This window comes from Streptomyces mobaraensis NBRC 13819 = DSM 40847 (assembly GCF_017916255.1).
GTDB lineage: Bacteria > Actinomycetota > Actinomycetes > Streptomycetales > Streptomycetaceae > Streptomyces > Streptomyces mobaraensis.
This window is the reverse complement of sequence record NZ_CP072827.1, coordinates 4,491,566-4,512,031: the sequence shown is the minus strand read 5'-3', so window position 1 is coordinate 4,512,031 and position 20,466 is coordinate 4,491,566. Positions and strand designations below refer to the sequence as shown.

At 73.4% G+C, this 20,466-nt stretch carries 13 protein-coding genes and 1 pseudogene; 4 read left to right on the top strand and 10 right to left on the bottom strand.

Annotated elements, in window-relative coordinates; translation table 11 throughout:
- Positions 1-769: 769 nt before the first annotated feature.
- Positions 770-1,462, bottom strand: a complete 693-nt coding sequence (locus J7W19_RS19490) for a metal-dependent transcriptional regulator (protein ID WP_004946113.1) — start codon at positions 1,460-1,462, stop codon at positions 770-772.
- A gap of 249 nt (positions 1,463-1,711) precedes the next feature.
- Between J7W19_RS19490 and J7W19_RS19485 the strand changes: the two genes are divergently transcribed.
- On the top strand, positions 1,712-2,467 hold the full coding sequence (locus J7W19_RS19485; protein WP_004946110.1) for an SIS domain-containing protein: 756 nt from the start codon (positions 1,712-1,714) through the stop codon (positions 2,465-2,467).
- Between the two features lie 87 nt (positions 2,468-2,554).
- On the opposite strand, the gene J7W19_RS19480 is transcribed toward J7W19_RS19485, so the two are convergent.
- A complete protein-coding gene (locus J7W19_RS19480) occupies positions 2,555-4,072 on the bottom strand; it encodes a PAS domain-containing protein (RefSeq protein WP_078588057.1) in 1,518 nt (505 codons plus the stop codon).
- A gap of 550 nt (positions 4,073-4,622) precedes the next feature.
- On the bottom strand, positions 4,623-5,324 hold the full coding sequence (gene pdxH, locus J7W19_RS19475; RefSeq protein ID WP_004946105.1) for a pyridoxamine 5'-phosphate oxidase: 702 nt from the start codon (positions 5,322-5,324) through the stop codon (positions 4,623-4,625).
- Between the two features lie 717 nt (positions 5,325-6,041).
- Between pdxH and J7W19_RS19470 the strand changes: the two genes are divergently transcribed.
- A complete protein-coding gene (locus tag J7W19_RS19470; RefSeq protein ID WP_004946103.1) occupies positions 6,042-7,136 on the top strand; it encodes a citrate synthase 2 in 1,095 nt (364 codons plus the stop codon).
- Positions 7,137-7,167: 31 nt separating this feature from the next.
- On the opposite strand, the gene J7W19_RS19465 is transcribed toward J7W19_RS19470, so the two are convergent.
- The 7 genes and pseudogenes from J7W19_RS19465 to merB all read right to left on the bottom strand — a co-directional run bounded on the left by J7W19_RS19465 (position 7,168) and on the right by merB (position 17,221).
- Positions 7,168-7,779 (bottom strand): TetR/AcrR family transcriptional regulator, encoded by a 612-nt coding sequence (locus J7W19_RS19465; RefSeq protein ID WP_411848840.1) that lies wholly within the window; start codon positions 7,777-7,779, stop codon positions 7,168-7,170.
- Positions 7,767-8,498 (bottom strand): enoyl-CoA hydratase family protein, encoded by a 732-nt coding sequence (locus J7W19_RS19460; RefSeq protein WP_004946097.1) that lies wholly within the window; start codon positions 8,496-8,498, stop codon positions 7,767-7,769. The genes J7W19_RS19465 and J7W19_RS19460 overlap by 13 nt, the downstream gene beginning before the upstream one ends.
- A 66-nt stretch (positions 8,499-8,564) precedes the next feature.
- Positions 8,565-9,776, bottom strand: a complete 1,212-nt coding sequence (locus tag J7W19_RS19455) for an acyl-CoA dehydrogenase family protein (protein ID WP_004946095.1) — start codon at positions 9,774-9,776, stop codon at positions 8,565-8,567.
- 515 nt (positions 9,777-10,291) lie between these two features.
- Positions 10,292-12,400, bottom strand: a pseudogene (locus J7W19_RS19450) (ATP-binding protein); the annotation flags it as partial.
- Positions 12,401-12,431: 31 nt separating this feature from the next.
- The gene (locus tag J7W19_RS19445) at positions 12,432-14,030 is read right to left on the bottom strand and encodes an acyl-CoA carboxylase subunit beta (protein ID WP_004946090.1); all 1,599 of its coding nucleotides are present in this window, start codon (positions 14,028-14,030) and stop codon (positions 12,432-12,434) included.
- Positions 14,027-15,718: an acyclic terpene utilization AtuA family protein gene (locus tag J7W19_RS19440; protein ID WP_004946086.1), complete on the bottom strand. Its 1,692-nt coding sequence runs from the start codon at positions 15,716-15,718 to the stop codon at positions 14,027-14,029. Before J7W19_RS19440 ends, J7W19_RS19445 begins: the two co-directional genes overlap by 4 nt.
- A gap of 795 nt (positions 15,719-16,513) precedes the next feature.
- Positions 16,514-17,221, bottom strand: a complete 708-nt coding sequence (gene merB, locus J7W19_RS19435) for an organomercurial lyase (protein WP_004946083.1) — start codon at positions 17,219-17,221, stop codon at positions 16,514-16,516.
- A 560-nt stretch (positions 17,222-17,781) separates the two neighbouring features.
- On the opposite strand from merB, the gene J7W19_RS19430 reads away from it, so the two are divergent.
- Both J7W19_RS19430 and J7W19_RS19425 read left to right on the top strand, forming a co-directional pair.
- On the top strand, positions 17,782-18,996 hold the full coding sequence (locus tag J7W19_RS19430; protein ID WP_004956465.1) for an IS110 family RNA-guided transposase: 1,215 nt from the start codon (positions 17,782-17,784) through the stop codon (positions 18,994-18,996).
- 610 nt (positions 18,997-19,606) lie between these two features.
- Entirely contained in the window at positions 19,607-20,458 is an 852-nt protein-coding gene (locus J7W19_RS19425) for a Scr1 family TA system antitoxin-like transcriptional regulator (RefSeq protein WP_040892286.1), read from the top strand.
- Positions 20,459-20,466: the final 8 nt, after the last annotated feature.

Here is a 20,466-nt window from a genome sequence, read left to right as displayed (position 1 = left end):
GACGCCCGTACCGAGCAGACGGGCAGGATGGCGGTCCGCGCAGCCATCGGACGGGCGGACACACCCTCGATCAGCGCCCCGACGGACGCCACCACCCCGTGCGGCGCCCGTACCGCGCAGGCGGGCACGATCACGTGCCACGCTCCCGCCGAGCAGTCCCGCCCACCCGTACTCGTGGCCGGCGCCCCGGTCGGGGCCTGCGTACGCCGTGACCGCCCCTTGGCCGGGCGCGGGGACGAGGGCCTGCGTGCCGCGAGGAACCGGACGGAGACGGTCCCGCCGGCTACGCGGGCCGCTGCCAGGGCGGGCGCCGTGCCTGCCATCCCGGCGGAAACCGCAAGCGGCGCACGCGCCTCAGGAGACGCGGGCCGCGTGTGGAGCACCCCGTGCCTCATCGGCTCCCCTCCCTGGTCGGCGGCGCGAGCGCATATGCCACTACGCCAGCGTGACACGCCCCGGGGGCGTCTGTACGCGATCCGTCGACTTCCGCCGACTCCGGCCGGGGAATGGGTAGTTGACCACACCGCGGGCCCCGCCGGCACCCCGCCGGGAGAGGCGCGTGGGCCCGCGCGGCGGCGCGGGGCCGGCGCGCGTGGGCCGTGCGGGCCGCGCGGACGGGCGTCGCACGACCGCTGTACGACCGACGGCGAAACCGGCGGCGAGCCGACGGCGAACCGGCGTGCGGAGGGTAAACCCACCGGTCAGCACCGGTCAGTGCCGGTCACCGCGGGGAGAGGCCCGGAGGAAGCCCCCGGGGAGAACCCCTGGGTCAGCGCTTGGCGACGAAGACGTGCGAGGCGATCTCCGAAGCCAGCTCGGCGGACTCGCCGCTGCTGCCGACCATCACCCCACCGGGCGACTCCGTCACGCTGACCACGGCACCCGGCTGCACCCCCACGCGACGCAGGGTGTGCATCAGCTGCGCGTCGCTCTGGATCGGCTCGCCGATGCGCCGCACGACGACGGTCTTGCCGTCCGTCCCGGGCGTCAGGTCGAGCAGGCTGACCATGTCCTCGTTCAGGTAGGGGTCGGCCTCGGCCTTCTCGCCGAGCTCCTCCAGCCCGGGGATGGGGTTGCCGTACGGCGACTCGGTGGGGTGGCGCAGCAGCTCCAGCACGCGCCGCTCGACGGCCTCGCTCATCACGTGCTCCCAGCGGCACGCCTCCTCGTGGACCTGCTCCCACTCCAGGCCGATCACGTCGACCAGCAGGCACTCGGCGAGCCGGTGCTTGCGCATGACGCGCGTCGCCAGCCGGCGGCCCTCCTCGGTGAGCTCCAGGTGGCGGTCGCCGGCGACCGTGACCAGGCCGTCGCGCTCCATGCGCGCGACCGTCTGGCTCACCGTCGGACCGCTCTGGTCCAGCCGCTCCGCAATGCGCGCACGCATCGGGACCACACCTTCCTCTTCCAGCTCCAGGATGGTGCGGAGATACATCTCCGTGGTGTCGATCAGTCCGGACATGCGTGCCCCTCGATAAGTCGTGCGCTGGCCCTGGCACCAATTCTGACGCATACCACTGACAAGCCGGGCGTGTACCGCCCGCCCAGGGACCGCCGTATTGACAGGGCGCAGGTCAAACGCGCAACGTGAGCCGCGCCACCACGACGGCCCCGCGCCGCCGGCAGCACGCCGGCGCCGCCGGTGGCCGCCGCGCGGGCGACCTGACCTGACGCCGACGACGCCGACAGAGATGCCGAGGAGCCCATGGCGATGAGCGGGAACAAGCTGGCCGGCCAGTTCTTCGACGCCGCGATCGAGCTGCTCCGGCGCGCCCGCGACGAGGAGGCGGAGCACATCGCCGACGCGGCGGCCCTGATCGCCGACACGGTCGCGGACGGCGGACGGATCTTCGTCTTCGGCGCCGGCCACTCGTCCATCGCCGCCCAGGACGTCGTCTACCGCGCCGGCGGCCTGGCCCTGGTCAACCTGCTGGCCGTGCCCGGCACGGTCGGCGTCGACGTCACTCCCGCGACCCTCGGCAGCGCCCTGGAGCGGGTGGACGGGCTCGCGGGCGCGGTGCTCGACACCAGTCCCGTGCAGGCGGGCGACGTCCTCGTGGTGATCTCCCTCTCCGGCCGCAACTCGCTGCCCGTCGAGATGGCGATGAACGCCCGCGCGCTCGGCCTCAAGGTCGTCGGCGTCACGTCGCTCGCCTACGCCGAGCACACCAAGTCCCGGCACGTGTCCGGCACGTTCCTGAAGGACCACTGCGACGTCGTCGTCGACAGCAAGATCGGCATCGGCGACGCGGAGTTGACGGCCGACGGCATCGCCGCGCCCTTCGCGCCCGCCTCCACCGTCGTCACCAGCGCCCTGATGCAGGCCGTGATCGCCTCGGCCGCCGGGGAGCTGGCCGCGCGCGGGATCGAGCCGCCGATGCTGCGGTCCGGGAACGTGGACGGCGGGCACGAGTGGAACGGCCGGGTGCTTGCCGAATACCGGGACCGGATCTTCTTCCGGCACTAGAGCACCGGGCCGGATCTTCTGCCGGCACCAGTACGGGTCCGGCACAGGCCGCCGGCCCCGACCCGCCGGCCCCGAGCCCGGCAGCCCCTACCCCGCCGTCGCCGCCGCCAGGTCCACCGCCGCCGCCACTCGCGTCGCGATGTCCTCCGCGTACGTCGCGTCCGCGCGGTCGAACGGCCGGCGGGACGGCCCGCGCAGGAACGTGACCACTCCCACCGTGCGCCCGCGGCTGCGCAGCGCGGTGGAGAGGGCGTGCTGGGTGCCGGCGGGCCATTTGCGGGCGGCGGCCCAGTCGCGGGTGCGGTCGGAGACGGCCCGGACGGAACCGCAGCGCTCGACCGCCTGGAGGGCCGGGTGCCCCTCCCCGTACGGCACCGGGAGGCAGCCGCGGACGGAGGCCGTGCCGCTCCCGCCCGTCGCTCCCGCCGGGGTGGCCGCCGCGCGGAGCAGCCGGATCGGGTGCTCGGGCTCCGGCTCGGGCTCGGGGAGCAGGTCGATCAGGGCGTGGTCGGCGAAGCCGGCGAGGGCGAAGTCCATGTAGAGGGCGGCGGCCTCCATGGGGTCCTCGCACTCGGCGACCGCCCGGCCCGCGCGGTGCAGCTGGCTGCCGCGGAACCGCAGCCGGGCGCTCTCCTGCTCGGCCAGCCGGGCCTTGGTGACGTCGAGGAAGAGCCAGGCCACGCCCAGCGGCACCGGTTCCTCGGCCAGCGGTGTGGCCAGCCGGAGGAACCCGCTCCGCCAGCAGCGCCGCTCGGGTGCGCCCGCCGCGCGGCCGTCCGACGCGGCGTCGGCGCCGCCCCGGACGGTGACCCACAGCTCGGTGGGGGCGGGCGGCGCGCCGGTCGCCAGGACGTGCTGGAGCGCGCTCTCGACGTCCTCCAGCCCCTGGTCGAGCAGGTCGCCGAGCGGGCGGCCGAGCAGTCCGGAGCGGCTGCACCGCAGGGCACGCGCCGCGTGCGCGTTGGCCAGGGCGGGCCGCAGGTCGGCGTCGATCAGCAGGACGCCCCAGGACGCGTCCCCGAACAGGGCCTCGCTGAGCGCCACCGAGCGCTCCAGGTCGATCTGGGTGTGGACCTCGCTGAACGCGCAGTACACGCCGGCCGGCTCGCCGTCGGGACCGGGCACGGCCGATGTCTGGGTACGGACCAGGACCCGGCCGCCGTCCTTGGTGAGCAGCGCGAACTCGTCCACCTGCCGCCCGTTGCCGCCCATCGCCTCCGCCAGCCGGGCGTCGAGCGCCGCCGCGTCCGCCTCGCGCACCGCCCAGCCGGCGAGGCCCTGCCGGCCCACCGCCTCCCGCGCCGTCCAGCCGAGGATGCGTTCGGCCTCGCGGTTCCAGTGGGTCACGGTGCCCTCGGCGTCGAACGCGCAGAGCGCGGCGTCCATGCCGTCGAGGAGGGCGGCGAGGAGGTCGTGGTCCTCGCCGTCGGAGGGGGACCCGCGGCCGTCGGCGTCACGGCCGGCGCCGGGGACGGGTCCGGGGTCGGCGGCGTCGGTCTCCCCCGCCGCCGGCCGGGCCTCGTGGCGAGCGGGACCGGAGTGGTGTGGAGCGGTCACGAGATACCCCCTGCTGGACGCGTCCGCATGTCCTGCACGACGGGCCATTCAACTCGACCCCGCCGGACACCACACCGTCTTCGGCGAAATCGGTGCTCGCGGAAATTGGGTTGTGACCCTCCCGGGGGCTGCCTACTGTGTGGGGCACACGAGAAGGGAGGTGATCGGACAGATGGTTTCAGTCCGGACGCGTGAGGTGACTGCGGGCTAGCGCCCGTCGTCGCGCAGAGCGCAGCGCCGGGTCTTCCGGGTCCTGACGGGCCCCGGGGAAGCCGGCCCAATTCCCAGCAGTCACCCGATCCGTGGGCCGCCGAGTCGTCCGCTCGGCACCGCCGCGCCACGAGGCGCGACGGTCAGCGGCCCACGGATCGCCTGCGTTTCAGGGCGTTTCACGGCCGGTACGAACGGCCGACATGAACAACCGCGCCGAACTACCGTCCGGACGACCGGGCCGAGCGGCCGAGCGATCGCATCGAACGACCGCACCGGACGAGCACGCCGAACGATCGAGCCCAACGCCCCAGGCGGACAGGCGCGCCGAGCGGACGCGACAGACAGACGAGCCGAGCGGACGCGGCGTACCCGCCCCCACCCGCCTCTACGGACACAGCCGCTCCACCCGCCACTCCTCCCCCTGCCCGGGGCCCGCCGCCCGGACGAACCGCAGCCGGTCGTGCAGCCGGTTCTCCCGCCCCTGCCAGAACTCCACGCTCTCCGGCACCACCCGCAGGCCGCCCCACTCCGTCGGCACCGGTACCTCCGTGCCCTCCGGGTAGCGCGCCGCCAGCCGCGCGTACGCCGCGTCGATCTCCTCCCGGGAGCCGACCACCGTGGACTGGGCGCTCGCCAGGGCGCCGACCTGCGAACCGTGCGGACGGGAGTGGAAGTACGCCGCCGTCTCCTCCGGAGCCACGCGTTCCGCGCGGCCCGCGACGATGACCTGGCGGGCCAGCGGATGCCACGGGAACAGCAGCGACACATACGGATTGGCCGCGATCTCCAGGCCCTTGCGCGAGCCGTAGTTGGTGAAGAACACGAACCCGCGCTCGTCGTACGCCTTCAGCAGCACCGTCCGCGAACTCGGCCGCCCGTCCGCGTCCGCCGTGGAGACGACCATGGCGTTGGGCTCCTCCAGCCCGCTCGCCGTCACCTCGGCGAACCACCGGGCGAACTGCCGGTACGGGTCCTCGGCCAGGTCCTGTTCCCGCAGGCCGGAGGTGCGGTACTGGGCGCGCATGACGGCGGGGTCCAGCGGGCTGTCGGGGTCCTCGGCCGGCGGGACGGGGGAGACGTGAGACATCCGCTCATCTTGCAGCACACGCGGGGGCGTCCGCAGCACCCGCGCGACCGCGGACCGGGTCCGCCCCGGACGCCGGCGCCGACCACCGCCCCCCGCCCCTACGCGGCAACCGGCCGACAGACAGAACGGCCGACCGGCCGACAGAAAGAACGGTCTTCGCACGAAGGAACCACTCATCCTGCCCCGTCACCGCTCCCCTCAACCCTTCCCGTGGTGAAATGCACGGTGTGCCGGACATCACCCTTCCCCGCATGTGGCGAACCCACCAAAATCGCCAGGTGGAAGGCTGTGGACCCCCCACAGCACCGGCTATCGTTTCCGCCCTGGCCCGGCTTCCCGAGGAGACGGGTGAAGTGCCGGGTGAAGTGCTCCCGCACGGGGCATGACCGGTGGAGAACACGACCGGCGGACAGCACGACCGGTGGAAACGAGCCGAGACCGAGCCGAGCACGACCCCTGAGCAGGAACCCCGAGCACCACCCGAGCACCACCCGAGCACGACCCGAGGAACACACCACGGAGCGCGAGCCACGGCCGCGCATCCGGCCGGCACCCGCCCCGCACCGCCCCGTCGGCGTCCGGGACGGGCCCGGGGGCAGGGACAGCCGCAGCAGCACCAGCAGACACCGCACACGCACCAGACTTCCGCTGACCACCGGCCGGGGACACCGCCACGGTCGGCAGCCGCTTGTCGAACACATCACGAGGAGCCGCCTGATGTCCGACTTCGTACCCGGACTCGAAGGAGTCGTCGCGTTCGAGACGGAGATCGCCGAACCCGACAAGGAGGGCGGCGCACTCCGCTACCGAGGCGTCGACATCGAGGACTTGGTCGGCCACGTCTCCTTCGGGAACGTCTGGGGCCTGCTGGTCGACGGCTCGTTCAACCCCGGGCTGCCGCCCGCCGAGCCGTTCCCCATCCCCGTCCACTCCGGTGACATCCGCGTCGACGTCCAGTCCGCGCTCGCCATGCTCGCCCCCGTGTGGGGCCTGAAGCCGCTGCTCGACATCGACGAGGCGACCGCGCGCGACAACCTCGCCCGCGCCGCCGTCATGGCCCTCTCCTACGTCGCCCAGTCGGCGCGCGGCCAGGGCCTGCCGATGGTGCCGCAGCGGGAGATCGACAAGGCGGAGACCGTCGTCGAGCGGTTCATGAAGCGCTGGCGCGGCGAGCCCGACCCCAAGCACGTCGCCGCCGTCGACGCCTACTGGACGTCGGCCGCCGAACACGGCATGAACGCCTCCACGTTCACCGCCCGCGTCATCGCGTCCACCGGCGCGGACGTCGCCGCGGCGCTGTCCGGCGCGGTCGGCGCCATGTCCGGGCCGCTGCACGGCGGCGCGCCGTCCCGCGTCCTCGGCATGATCGAGGAAATCGAGCGCACCGGCGACGCCACCGCCTACGTCAAGCAGGCGCTGGACAAGGGCGAGCGCCTGATGGGCTTCGGCCACCGCGTCTACCGCGCCGAGGACCCGCGCGCCCGGGTGCTGCGGCGCACGGCCAAGGAGCTGGGCGCGCCCCGCTTCGAGGTCGCCGAGGCGCTGGAGAAGGCGGCCCTGGAGGAGCTGCACAACCGCCGTCCCGACCGGGTGCTCGCCACCAACGTCGAGTTCTGGGCGGCGATCGTCCTCGACTTCGCCGAGGTTCCGGCGCACATGTTCACGTCGATGTTCACCTGCGCCCGGACGGCCGGGTGGAGCGCGCACATCCTGGAGCAGAAGCGCACCGGCCGCCTGGTCCGGCCGTCGGCCAAGTACGTCGGCCCCGGCCCGCGCGACCCGCGGGAGATCCCCGGCTACCAGGAGCGCTGAGCCATCCGTGGGGGGCCGGGGACCCCGGCCCCTACAGGACGTCGTCCAGGATCGCCATCCACTGCTCCACGACCCGGCGCCGCCGCGCCCCGTCGTCCGTGAGGAGGGAGGCGAGGCCCAGGCCGCGGGCCATGTCGAGCAGGCCCTGGACGGTCTCCCGGACGCCCGGCTCCTTCTCGTTCGCGCCGAGCAGGTCGACGGCCATGCGGTGCGCCTCGCGGCCGATGCGCGCCTCCAGTTCGACGACGCGCGGGCGCAGCGGCTCCTCGGTCGCCGCGGCCACCCAGAGGTGGAGGGCGGCGCGGAAGAGGGGGCCGGTGTAGAGGTCCACCAGTTCGGTGACGGCGAGGTACCGGCGGGCCGGGCCGACGATCGGCGCAGCGCTCTCGACGAGCGCGCGGAGGGCCGCCGACTGCTGCTCGGCGACGTACTCGACGGCCGAGGTGAACAGGTCCTCGCGGGTGGGGAAGTGGTGCTGGAGAGCACCGCGCGAGACGCCCGCCCGTTCGGCCACCACGGTGACCGTCGAGCCCGCCCAGCCGTACTCGGCCAGGCAGTCCACGGCGGCGTCCATCACGCGGCGGCGGGTGGCCCGGCCGCGGCGCTGTCCGGTGTCTCCGGCATCGGTGGTCACTGTCGCCACGCGGGCCGCCTCCGCTCCAGGAAGGCGGCGATGCCCTCGCGCGCCTCGTCCGTCGTGAACAGTCGCTCCGACAGCGCCACCAGCCGTTCCGTATCGCGCTCGAAAGCGGCCCGGACGTCCGCGGTGACCAGGCTTTTCGACTCCGCGACGCCCTGGGGGGACGCCGCGCGCAGCCCGTCGAGGACGGCGTCCAGGGCCACGTCGACATCCGGCGCCGCCGACGTCACCAGGCCGACGCGTACGGCTTCGCGGGCGTCGAACGTCTCGCCGGTGAGGTAGTAGCGGCCGGCGGCGCGCGGGTCGAGCCGGGGCAGCAGCGGGAGCGAGATCACCGCCGGGGCGAGGCCGAGCCGCGCCTCGGTGAAGGCGAACGTGGCGCCCTCCCCCGCGACGGCGATGTCGCAGGCGCCGATGAGGCCGAGACCGCCGGCCCGTACGTGCCCGTCGACGCGTGCGACCACCGGTTTCGGCAGCTCGACGATCTCCCGTAACAGCGCCGCGAGTTCGGCCGCGCCTGGGGGTTCCTCCAGGTCGGCGCCCGCGCAGAAGGTGCCGCCGGTGTGCGTGAGGACGACCGCCCGGGTGTCCGCGTCCGCCGCCGCGCGGGCGAGGCCGGCACGCAGCCGGTCGATCAGGGTGGCGGAGAGGGCATTGCGGCGCTCGGGACGGTCGAGGGTGAGGGTGGTGACGCCGGTGGCGGTTCCGAGGTGTACGGGCATGGCCTCTCCAGTCTCCCGGCAGTCTCCCGGTACTGCCCCGGGTAGTCCGGACGAACGGTACGGGTTTCAGTACGACTTGGGCAGACCGAGGGATCGGTGGGAAACGTAGTTGAGGATCATCTCCCGGCTCACCGGGGCCACGCGCGCCACGCGCACCGCCGTGAGGAGCGCGGCGAGGCCGTACTCCTTGGTGAGGCCGTTGCCGCCGAGCGTGTGCACGGCCCGGTCCACCGTGCGGACGGCGACCTCGGCCGCCGCGTACTTCGCCATGTTCGCGGCCTCGCCCGCCGCTTCGTCCTCGCCCGCGTCGTAGAGCCCGGCGGCCCGGTACGTCATCAGCCGGGCCAGTTCGATGCCGATGTGGGCGTCCGCGAGCGGGTGGGCGACGGCCTGGTGGGCGCCGATGGGCCGGTCCCACACCTGCCGGACGCGGGCGTACTCGACGGCCTCGCGGAGCGCGTACCGCGCCAGGCCGAGGGCGAACGCGGCGGTCATGACGCGCTCCGGGTTCAGCCCGGCGAAGAGCTGGAGCAGCCCCGCGTCCTCGTCGCCGACCAGCGCGTCGGCCGGCAGCCGTACGTCGTCGAGGACGAGCTCGAACTGGCGGATGTCACCCGAGAGTTCCATGGGGATCGGATTGCGGTGGAAGCCGGGCGCCTCGCGGTCGACGACGAAGAGGCAGGGCTTGAGCCGGCCGGTCCTGGCGTCCTCGGTGCGCCCCACGATCAGGGTCGCGTCGGCGACGTCCACGCCGGAGACGAAGACCTTGCGGCCGGTGAGCACCCAGTCGCCGCCCTTGTCGCCCTTGTCGGCCTTCTCGCGGCGGGCGGTGGTGGTGATGCGGTGGGAGTTGGACCCGGCGTCGGGCTCGGTGATCCCGAAGGCCATGCGCGTGGTGCCGGACGCGAGGCCCGGGAGCCAGCGCCGCTTCTGCCCGTCGGTGCCGAAGCGGGCGATGACCGTGCCGCAGATGGCGGGCGACACCACCATGAGGAGGGGCGGGTTGCCGGCGGCCGCCAGTTCCTCCAGCACGATGGCGAGTTCGACGATGCCGGCGCCGCCGCCCCCGTACTCCTCGGGCAGGTTCACCCCGAGGTAACCGAGCTTGCCGGCCTCCGCCCAGAGCTGGTCCGGGGAGAGCCTCCGCGCCCCGAGGGCGGCGACGGCGGCGCGCAGCGCTTGCTGCTCGACGGTGCCGTGCGGGGCGTGAGGGTTTCGAGGGGTTTTAGGGGGTCGGGGGGTTTGAGGGGCGGTGGCGCCGTGCGGGGCGGTGGTCATGGCTTTGCCTCCTCGTGGGGGGCGTGCGGGGGTGGGGGTGTCGGGGAACTGGACGGGGACTTGTCCGGTTCGGGTACGGGGTTGACCGGTGCGGCTTTGGCCTTGTCCGGTAGGGGCGTCGGCTTGCCCGGTAGCGGCGCGGACTTGTCCGGTACGGGCGTTGGCTTGCCCGGTGGCGGCGTGGACTTGTCCGGTACGGGCGTTGGCTTGCCCGGTAGCGGCGCGGACTTGTCCGGTACGGGCGTTGGCTTGCCCGGTGGCGGCGTGGACTTGTCCGGTACGAGTGGCGACTTGCCCGGTGGCGCCACGCGCTTGTCCGGTACGGGCGCGATCCGGTCCGGCGCGGACGCCGACTTGTCCGGTGTGGACGCCGACTTGTCTGGCACGAACGCCGACTTGTCCGGTGTGGACGTGCGCTTGTCCGGCATGGACGTGTCGATATCCGGCGCGGACGTACCGCTGTCCGGCGCAGACGTGCCGCTATCCGGAGGCGTCGGCAGTCCCGGCGTCGGTGTGACGACGGCGAGCAGGTCGCCGGTGGAGACCTGGCGGCCGGGGGTCGCGTGCAGAGCGGTGAGGATGCCGTCAGTGGGGGCCGTGATGCGGTGTTCCATCTTCATGGCCTCCAGCCAGAGCAGCGGTTGTCCGGCCGCCACCTCCCGGCCTGGGGCGACGCCGTCGGCGACGCGCGCGACCGTGCCCGGCATGGGCGCGTGCAGCGAGCCGGGTTCCACGGCCGGGGTCGGTTCGGGGAAGCGGGGCAGGACGGTGAACGACCAGGCGCCCGCGGGCCCGTCCACGTACGCCGAGCCGTCGTGGAACGCGACGGCGTACGGCCGTCGGACGCCATCGGGCGTCTCCAGGACCACTCGGGCCCCGCGGCCGTCGACGTCCCCCGGCAGATCCGCCGGAAGGCCCTCCACCGCGCACAGCCGCGGCGCCTCCGGCCCGGACGGTTCGACCAGTCCGCCATCGCGGCCGACGCGGTACCGGATCTCGTACTCCGTCCCGTCCGGCTCGGAGCGGAACCGTTTCACCTGCGGCCCGGACGGCACGTTCCGCCACCCGCCGAACGGCGACCGCCCCGACGCGTCGGCCAGAGCGGCGGCGAGGGCCGCGCATCGGGCGTCACGCTCGCGCAAAACGGCGTCCATATGCGTGAGTTCGGGAAGTCGGCGATCGTAGAAGTCCGTCCCCGCGCCCCCGGCGGCGAACTCCGGGTGGCGGAGCGAGCGGACGAGGAGGTCGCGGTTGGTGACCGGGCCGTGGATCCGGGCGCGTTCGAGAGAACGGGCGAGGAGCCGGAGGGCCGCCGGGCGGTCGACCGCGTGGGCGACGACCTTGGCGAGCAGCCCGTCGTAGTAAGGGCTGACGTCGTCACCGGCCTCGACGCCGAGGTCGACGCGAAGCCCCCCACCGCCGAAGCCGCCGGACGGCAAGCTGCCGTGCGCGCACGGGCCGCCCACGCCCCGGGGGCCGGCGCCGGAGCCCGCGCGCGGGCCGCCCTCACCCCCGGGCCCAGGGCCCGCACCCGCACCTCCCGTCCCGCCCCCGGCACTCCCCGCCGCCACCCCCTCGAACCTCACCTCACGCACCACACCCGCCCACGGCCGCCACTCCCGCGCCGGATCCTCCGCGTACAGCCGCGCCTCGACCGCGTGCCCGCGCGGCACTGGAGGCTCGCCCTCCAGGCGTCCCCCCTCCGCGACACGCAGTTGCAGGGCCACCAGGTCCACCCCGTACACGCACTCCGTGACCGGATGTTCCACCTGGAGCCGGGTGTTCATCTCCAGGAACCACGGCCGTCCGTCGTCCCCGACCAGGAACTCCACCGTCCCGGCCCCCTCGTAGCCGACCGCCCGCGCGAGGTCGGCCGCGTGCGCGCACAGCGCGTCCTCCAGGGCGGCGGGCAGCCCCGGCGCGGGCGCCTCCTCGACGATCTTCTGGTGGCGGCGCTGGAGGGAGCAGTCGCGGGTGCCGAGGGTCCATACCGTGCCGTGCGCGTCCGCCAGGACCTGCACCTCGACGTGGCGTCCGCCCGCCACATACGGCTCGACGAACACGGTTCCGTCACCGAACGCGGCGGCAGCCTCCGCCCGGGCCGACGTCAACGCCGCATTCAGAGCGCCGTGTTCGCGCACCACCCGCATGCCCCGGCCGCCTCCGCCCGCCGCCGCCTTGACGAGGACGGGCAGGTCGGCGGGGCGGACGGCGGCCGGTTCGAGGGGCGCGAGCACCGGGACGCCGGCGTCGGCCGCGATCTCCTTGGCGCGGGTCTTCGACGCCATGGCCTCCATCGCCTCGGGCGGCGGCCCGATCCACACCAGTCCCGCCGCCCGCACGGCCCGCGCGAACGCGGCGCTCTCCGACAGGAACCCGTACCCCGGATGCACCGCGTCCGCCCCCGCCGCGACGGCGGCCCGGACGAGCGAGTCCGCCCGCAGATACGTGTCGGCGGAGGCGGTACCCGGCAGGCGGACGGCCGTGTCCGCCGCGCGGACGTGCAGCGCCCCGGCGTCCGCGTCCGAGTGGACGGCGACCGTCGCGACGCCGAGCGCGCGGCAGGTACGGACGACGCGGCAGGCGATCTCGCCCCGGTTGGCGACGAGCACGGTCTCGATCACGGTCCCCCCCCATCGGGTCCCCTCGGATGGATCACATGCGGAAGACGCCGAAGCCGCCCCGGACCCCCTCCACCGGCGCGCCGTACACCGCGTCCAGGCACAGCCCGAGCACGGTCCGGGTGTCGCGCGGGTCGATGACCCCGTCGTCGTACAGCCGCCCGGAGAGGAACAGTGGCAGCGACTCCGCCTCCACCTGCCGTTCCACCGCCTCGCGCAGTCCGGCGTCGGCCTCCTCGTCGTACGGCAGCCCCTTCTCGGCCGCCGACGCGCGGGCGACGATCGACAGGACGCCGGCGAGCTGCTTCGGCCCCATGACGGCGGCGCGGGCGCTGGGCCAGGTGAAGAGGAACCGGGGGTCGTACGCGCGCCCGCACATCCCGTAGTGGCCGGCGCCGTAGGAGGCGCCGAGGAGGACGGAGAGGTGCGGCACCCGGGAGTTCGCCACCGCGTTGATCATCATGGCGCCGTGCTTGATGATGCCGCCGCGTTCGTAGGCACGCCCGACCATGTAGCCGGTGGTGTTGTGCAGGAAGACGAGCGGGATGTCCCGCTGGTTGGCGAGCTGGACGAACTGGGCGGCCTTCTGCGACTCGGCGCTGAACAGGACCCCCTGCGCGTTGGCGAGGATCCCGACCGGCCGGCCGTGCAGCCGCGCCCAGCCGACGGTCAGCCCGGCGCCGTACAGCGGTTTGAACGCGTCGAAGTCCGAGCCGTCGACGACGCGGGCGACGACTTCGAGCGGGTCGAACGGAACCCGGAGGTCACCGGGGACGATGCCCAGCAGCTCGTCCTGGTCGTACCGGGGCGGTTCGGACGGCCAGGGGGCGGCCGGTGCGGGCGCGTGATGGAGGCGGGCGACGATGCGGCGGGCCTGCCGGAGGGCGTCGTACTCGTCGACGGCGAAGTGGTCGGCGAGGCCGGAGACGCGCGCGTGCATGTCCGCGCCGCCGAGCGACTCGTCGTCGGCCTCCTCGCCGGTGGCCATCCGCACGAGCGGCGGGCCGCCGAGGAACACCTTGGCGCGCTCCTTGACCATGACGACGTGGTCGGACATGCCCGGGACGTACGCGCCGCCGGCCGTGGAGTTGCCGAAGACGACGGCGATGGTGGGGATGCCCGCGGCGGAGAGGCGGGTGAGGTCGCGGAAGAGCGCGCCGCCCGGGACGAAGATCTCCTTCTGCCCGGTGAGGTCCGCGCCGCCGGACTCCACCAGGCTGATCACCGGCAGCCGGTCGGCGCGGGCGATCTCGTGCGCGCGGAGCGCCTTCCGCAGCGTCCACGGGTTGCTCGCGCCGCCGCGCACGGTCGGGTCGTTGGCGCTGATCAGGCAGGTGACGCCGGAGACCGTGCCGATGCCGGTGACGAGCGACGCGCCCACCGGGTACTCGGTGCCCCAGGCGGCCAGCGGCGAGAGTTCCAGGAACGGTGTGTCCGGGTCGAGCAGCAACTCGACGCGTTCGCGCGGCAGGAGCTTCCCCCGGGCGCGGTGCCGGGCCGCGTACTTCTCGCCGCCGCCCGCGACGGCCTGCCCGTGCGCGGCCTCGACCTCGGCGAGGCGGTCGAGCATGGCGGCCCGGTTGGCCGCGTAGTCGGGCCCGGCGATGTCGAGCCGGGAGGCCAAGACGGTCACAGCAGCACCTCCGGTATCTCCATGCACCGGGCGCGCAGCCACTCGCCCACGCCCTTGCCCTGCGGGTCGAAGCGGACGTTCTCGGCGACGCCGCGCCCGAGGAGGCCGTCGACGACGAAGTCGAGGGCGCGGAGGTTGGGCAGGACGTGCCGTGTGACCTCCATCCCGGCGGTTTCGGGCAGGAGTTGTCGGAAGCGGTCGACGGTGAGCGCGTGCGCGAGCCACCGCCAGCCGTCCTCGTCCCGCGCCCAGACGCCGACGTTGACGCCGGCGCCCTTGTCGCCGCTGCGGGCGCCCGCGACGCGCCCGAGGGGCGCGCGGCGCACGGGCCCGGCGGGCAGCGGTTCCGGGAGCGCGGGGTCGGGATCGGGCAGGGGTGGCGGTGGGCCCTCCGTCCGTGCGGGCGGCGGGAGGACGGGAACGCGGGTCCCGTCCGGCAGGACGGCGACGTGCCGTACGGACTCGGGGTCCACCGGCACGGACTCGAACGTCCCGTAGGGGGAACCCGGACCCGGCGGCGCGGTGAGATGCAGCCCCGGAACGCTCGCCAGGGCCAGCTCGACGGCCGCCGCGCCGATCGCCCTCCCGACGGTCTCGGGATCGGGATCGTGCACCACCAGCCTCAGGAGCGCGCTCGCCTCCTCCTGGACGTCCGCGTCCGGATGGTCCGTACGGGCCAGGGTCCAGCGGACGGACGCGGGCCGGCGGCGGGCCAGCGCGGCCTCCATCTGGGCACGGACGAGCCGCGCCTTGGCCTCGATGTCCAGGCCGGTGAGGACGAACACCACCTCGTTGCGCAGCCCGCCCAGGCGCGTCAGCCCCGCTTTGAGCGTCGCCGGCGGCGGCTCGCCCCGGACGCCGTCGATCCGCACGCGGTCCGGTCCGTCCTGCGTCAGCCGGACGGTGTCGAGGCGTGCCGTCACGTCCGGGCCCGGGTAGCGGGCGCCCTGCGTCTCGTACAGCAGTTGGGCGGTGACGGTCCCGACGGTGACGGCGCCGCCGGTGCCGGGGTGTTTGGTGATCGACGAGCTGCCGTCAGGGTGCAGTTCTGCGATCGGAAAGCCGGGGTGACGGACGTCGTGTTCCCGGAAGAACGCGTAGTTCCCGCCGGTCGCCTGCGCCCCGCACTCCAGCACATGCCCGGCGACGACCGCGCCCGCGAGGGCGTCGTACGCCCCCGGCTCCCACCCGTAGTGGGCCGCCGCCACCCCGCTGACCAGCGCCGCGTCCGTGACCCTGCCGGTGACGACGACATCCGCACCGGCCCGCAGACAGGCGGCGATCCCGGCCCCGCCGAGATAGGCGTTGGCGGTGAGCACGCCGGGCCCCCAGTCGCGGGTGGGGAGCAGGTCGTCACCGGTGACGTACGCGACGCGGGTGCCGGTACCGAGCCGACCGGCCAACTCACCTATCCGGTCGGCGAGTCCGGCCGGGTTGAGCCCGCCCGCGTTGGCGACGATCCGCACCTGGCGCTCGGCGGCGAGCCCGAGGCACGACTCCAACTGGCGCAGAAACGTGCGGGCGTACCCCCGCTCCGGGTCCTTCAGCCGGTCCCGGCCGAGGACGAGCATGGTCAGTTCGGCGAGGTAGTCCCCGGTGAGCACGTCCAGGGGGCCGCCGGTGAGCATCTCCTCCATCGCGTCGAAACGGTCACCGTAGAAGCCGGAGGCGTTCCCGATCCTCAGCACGTGGGGGAGCGTCGCAGCGACCCGCGAAACAAGCAAGCATGCTTGCTCGGTTTCCGGCCTCCGGCCTTGGCGCGCGGATGCGCCGGTGGGGGCGTCCAGGAGGACGCTCCCGGGATGGCAACTGCTCTGGCAACGTGGCCGATTCCGGGCGTCGATGCTCAGCGGGGGCCGGACGGCGCCCGCCACTCCTTCGGCAGGAGCGCCGCAGGAGGCGTCGTCCGTGCTCATCCTGTCGGCGTCCGGAACCGGGGGGGCCGGTCGATGAGCGGACGTGATCGACCGGGCACGGCCGTGGGGGCGCGCTCCGGCCGCCATGCGCCGGGGCACGCGCCGGGCGCCTGCCCCGGCCGCCCCGGCCGCCCCGGCCGCCCCGGCCGCCCCGGCCGCCCGCAATCGTCGCCATCCCCGCCGCCGCACGTCGGGGTGTTCGGCTTGCAGAGCCGCCCTCTGATGGGCGGGATGAAGTGGTGGGCGGAGCTGTGTTCAGGTGGGCCACCGGCCGCCCCGCCCCCGTGCCGTTCTCACGCGGGCGAGACACGCGAGGGAACCGCCCAGGCGCCCCGGCGGTGCGGTCGGCGCGGGCGGACGAGCGCGGTCGCCACCGCCGCTCGGTGACCGCGCCGCCGCCGAGCTGAACAACCGGCCCCGCGAGTCGCACGGCCACCGGACCCCCGCAGAGGTCTACTCAGAGCTCCTGACCAGCGGTGATGCACTGACCGTTCGAGGCCGCCATCGTTTGACGACAGACAGGCAGTCGAGTGCCGGCCCTGCTTCGCGCCGAGCGGCGCTCGGATCTCATTCGGGCAGGCCCCAGAAGGGGCCGTGCAGGCCGACTTCGGCGAAGTAGGAGGCCGCGGCGGCGGGGTCCCGGCGAACATAGCCCGCATCCAAGCGTCCGGTGTACCAGCCGCCGGCGAAGCGCCACAGGGTGGGCAGGTCCATGACGTAGCCGCGTTCGTGCCCCGTCTTGTGCAGCCAGGTGTCGACGCAGTCGGTGGAGCAGAAAAGGCGCTGGTTGCCGCAGGTGTGCATGACGTCGTCCCAGGCCCGGCTCATGGGGGTGAGGAAGTGGGCCACCTGGTCGCCCTTCGGGGGCGCCTGGCGGCCGACGACCCAGGCGTGCGGGGTGTCGCAGGCCGGGCAACGGGTGGCGACCAGGACGTCGGGCTCGTTCTTGAGCAGGTGGGGCAGGGCGAAGGAATCCCAGGCGCAACCGCCCCACCACAGGGTGCGCGCTCCCATGACGGAGAAGCCGAGCGGTAGGGAGGCGAAGGGGTGGGCCATCACGACCTGGTCTTCGTCCTGCGGATCCAGGACCAGGTCGTGGCGTTCGTGGAGGGTGCGCATCTCCTGGCGTACGCGGTCGGGGGCGAGTGCGGTGAGCGCGGAGAGCTCCGGCACGCTCGGTGCGTGTCCGGTGCGGGCGAATCCGCGGTAGACGGCCAGGCGCACGCGCTCGGTCTCGTCGGGGCCCACCGGCGCTGTTGAGGCGTTTTCGGTCATGCGTGTGGTTCCTTCGCTGATGGAGGTGATGAGTCCAGCGTGCGCCCTGAGCAGGGGCGGGGACTTGAACACCCGCGCGGGCAGAGGAATGTGACGTCTTCCGGAAAGCGCACCGCCTACTGGGGTGTGGCTCAGATACGCGTCAAAGGGGCGATGTGTTGATCACGAGCGCCCTTCCCGGACCAGCCAGTTGCGAGGCGCCCCCGGGCGCGGAGGCCGAGGAACGCTCCCCTGTGCGAGGAGTCCGTCGCCGTCGCTGCGCGATGTCCGGCGGCCGACCAACGTCGCCCCGTTACCTTTTCCGTGGCCCCGCAACGGGGCGCCTGGCCCCCGGGCTCGGTATGGCTGTGTGCCCCCTGTCGAAGTACATGACCTGGGGGGTGTTGCCGCCGGGCTTCGGGGCACCGCTTGACCGCTGATGAGGGGCCTGACGACCACTCTGGTTCGGCGCAATGCCGGACCGCTTCACGGGTGGCATGTCTGCGTAACGTGGTTGCCGGCGTGTGGTGCCGCAGGGACGGCCGGGAGTTGGGGAGACGAGTGGCGAGGGGCACGCGCACATGGTCGACACGACCGCGACAGATCTCTTCCTCGGCCTGGACCTGGGCAAGGAGTTCCACCACGCCCACGGCCGGACCGGGGACGGCAGGACCGTGCACGACAAGCGGCTGCCCAACACCGAGCCGAAACTGCTGGAGCTGTTCACCAAGCTGGTGGCGAAGTTCGGTACCGTCCTGGTGATCGTGGACCAGGTCGCCAACATCGGCGCGCTGCCGCTGACGGTGGCCCGCGCGAGCGGGTGCCGGGTGGCCTACCTGCCGGGACTGTCGATGCGGCGGGCCGCCGACCTGCATCCCGGTGAGGCCAAGACAGACGCCCGCGACGCGTTCGTGATCGCCGAGACCGCCCGGACCATGCCGCACACCTTGCGCGCGGTGGACCGTGACGACGAGGTACTGGCCGAGCTGACCATGCTCACCGGCTACGACAACGACCTGGCCGGCGAGGTGAACCGCACCACCAACCGGCTGCGCGGCCTGCTCTCCCAGATCCACCCCTCCCTGGAACGCGTGCTCGGCCCGCGCCTGGCCTACCCCTACGTCCAAGCCCTCCTGGCCCGGCACGGCTCCCCGGCGAAGCTGAAGAGACTCGGCCGGGCCCGCTGCGAGGCCCTGCTCAAAGCGCACGGCTCGCGCAAGGCGAAGCAGCTGGCCGGGGAGATCTCCGACGCGCTGGCCGAGCAGACTCTCGTCGTTCCCGGCACCGAGGCGTCCGCGCTGATCGTTCCGGGCCTGGCCGCTCAGCTCGCCGCCGCCCACACCCAGCGACAGGCCACCGAGCAGGAGATCGCCGCCCTGCTGGAGGCCCTCCCTCTTTTCCACCTCCTGACGTCCCTGCCCGGCATGGGCGTCAGGACCACCGCCGCGGTGATCGTCGCGATCGGTGACGGCACCGGCTTCCCCACCGCCGGACACCTCGCCTCCTACGCCGGACTCGCCCCCGCAACGAAGTCCTCGGGCACCTCCATCCGCGGCGAGCACGCTCCCCACCGCGGCAACCGGCTCCTCAAACGCGCCCTGTTCCAGGCCGCGTTCGCCGCGACCGGCTGCAAGAGCGACCCGTCCTCGCGGATCTACTACGACCGCCAGCGAACCCGCGGCAAGACTCACACCCAGGCGATCCTCCGCCTGGCCCGGCAACGCGTGAACGTCATCCACGCGATGATCCGCAACGGCACCCTCTACGAACCCCGCGCCCTCGACCTCGCTGCCTGACACCCACCCCACCCCCTGCCTCTTCCAGCCCGCTCCATCCCGTCACCGGCACGGCCACCCCCGCCACGCCGGCCACCGCCCTGCCCGCACCGCACCCGAGCCGCCGGGAACATCCCGCTTCGCGGGACGTTCCCGAAAACCAGCACGAACCCCTACGAACCAGCCCCGCCAGGGTTGACGAAACAGATAGGGGCACCCCCCGGACAGCCCCGGGTGCACTCGGCCGACCGGGGACCGAGCCGAACACCGACGTCGCCTGCGCGAATCACTTCTGCGCAAGCGGTCGTTGGGCCTGGCCGACTCCCTACGGACCCGCAAAGCACGGCCAAGCCGCCTCCGGAACAAGGTCTCGACCGGGTCGCCTTCAACCGGACGCCTTCTACTCGATGCCGCCACCGCCATCTGACGCCGTCCGTGGCTCGGCCCTCTTCTGGGGAGCCCAATGGGCATGCACGCAGCCGCACTTCGGGTGTCGCCGCCATGCGGTGCGGTGTCGGGCAGACAGTAGCGGGTGCGTATCACCAGTTGTACGGATTCAACTCGATAGTGTTACCAAGTGGAACCCGGTAGGGACACCGGCCACACTGTGGCGCAACAGGAGGGGAGGCCGATGCCACCGAGGAAGGTTCCTACGGCTCGCCAGCGGCGACTGGGCTCAGAGCTGCGGAAAATGCGTGAGCACGCAGGATTGACACTCGGCGAAGCCGCAACGCTGCTCAGCACGGACCGCACCGGTATCAGCAACACCGAGAGTGGACGGTTCGGTGTCAGCGGGCAGCGCGTCCGCACCTGGGCGAGCCATTACGGCTGTCCCGACCCCGCGTATATCGATGCTCTCGCCGGCATGGCCGAGGAACGCGGGAGGGGATGGTGGGAGGACTACCGAAACGACCTGTCCGCCGGAGTTCTGGACCTTGCGGAACTGGAACATCACGCTCGCACGCTTCGCGCGGTTCAGATCATGCATATGCCGGGGCTGCTCCAGACCGAGGATTACGCTCGCGCGGTTTTCGAAGAGGCGGTTCCCCCGGTCAGCCCGGCGGTTCTCCGACGGCGCCTCTCCCACCGGCTGCGACGCCGCGATGTCCTCGACAGACACGACCCGCCTGTCTGCACATTCCTGATTCACGAGGCCGCACTCCGCCTGCGGTTCGGCAGCCGGAAGGTGGCCACCACCCAGCTGTTCCACCTTCTTGAACAGTCCGAACGGGACAACGTGACCGTCAGGATCATCCCGTTCAGCGCGGGCGGTTTCCCGAACGCGGGAAGTTCGACACTCTACGTGGGAGGGCCGGTGCCGCAGCTAGACACGGTGCAGACGGACACCCCGAACGGCAGCGCTTTCCTGGACGCGGAGACACGTCTCGCGAATTACAGGGCCGTCCTGGACCGGGTCGAAGAGAGGTCACTCGCCCCCGATCAATCGCGTGACTTCATTCTGGAGACGGCACGGCAACTGTGAAGGCGTGG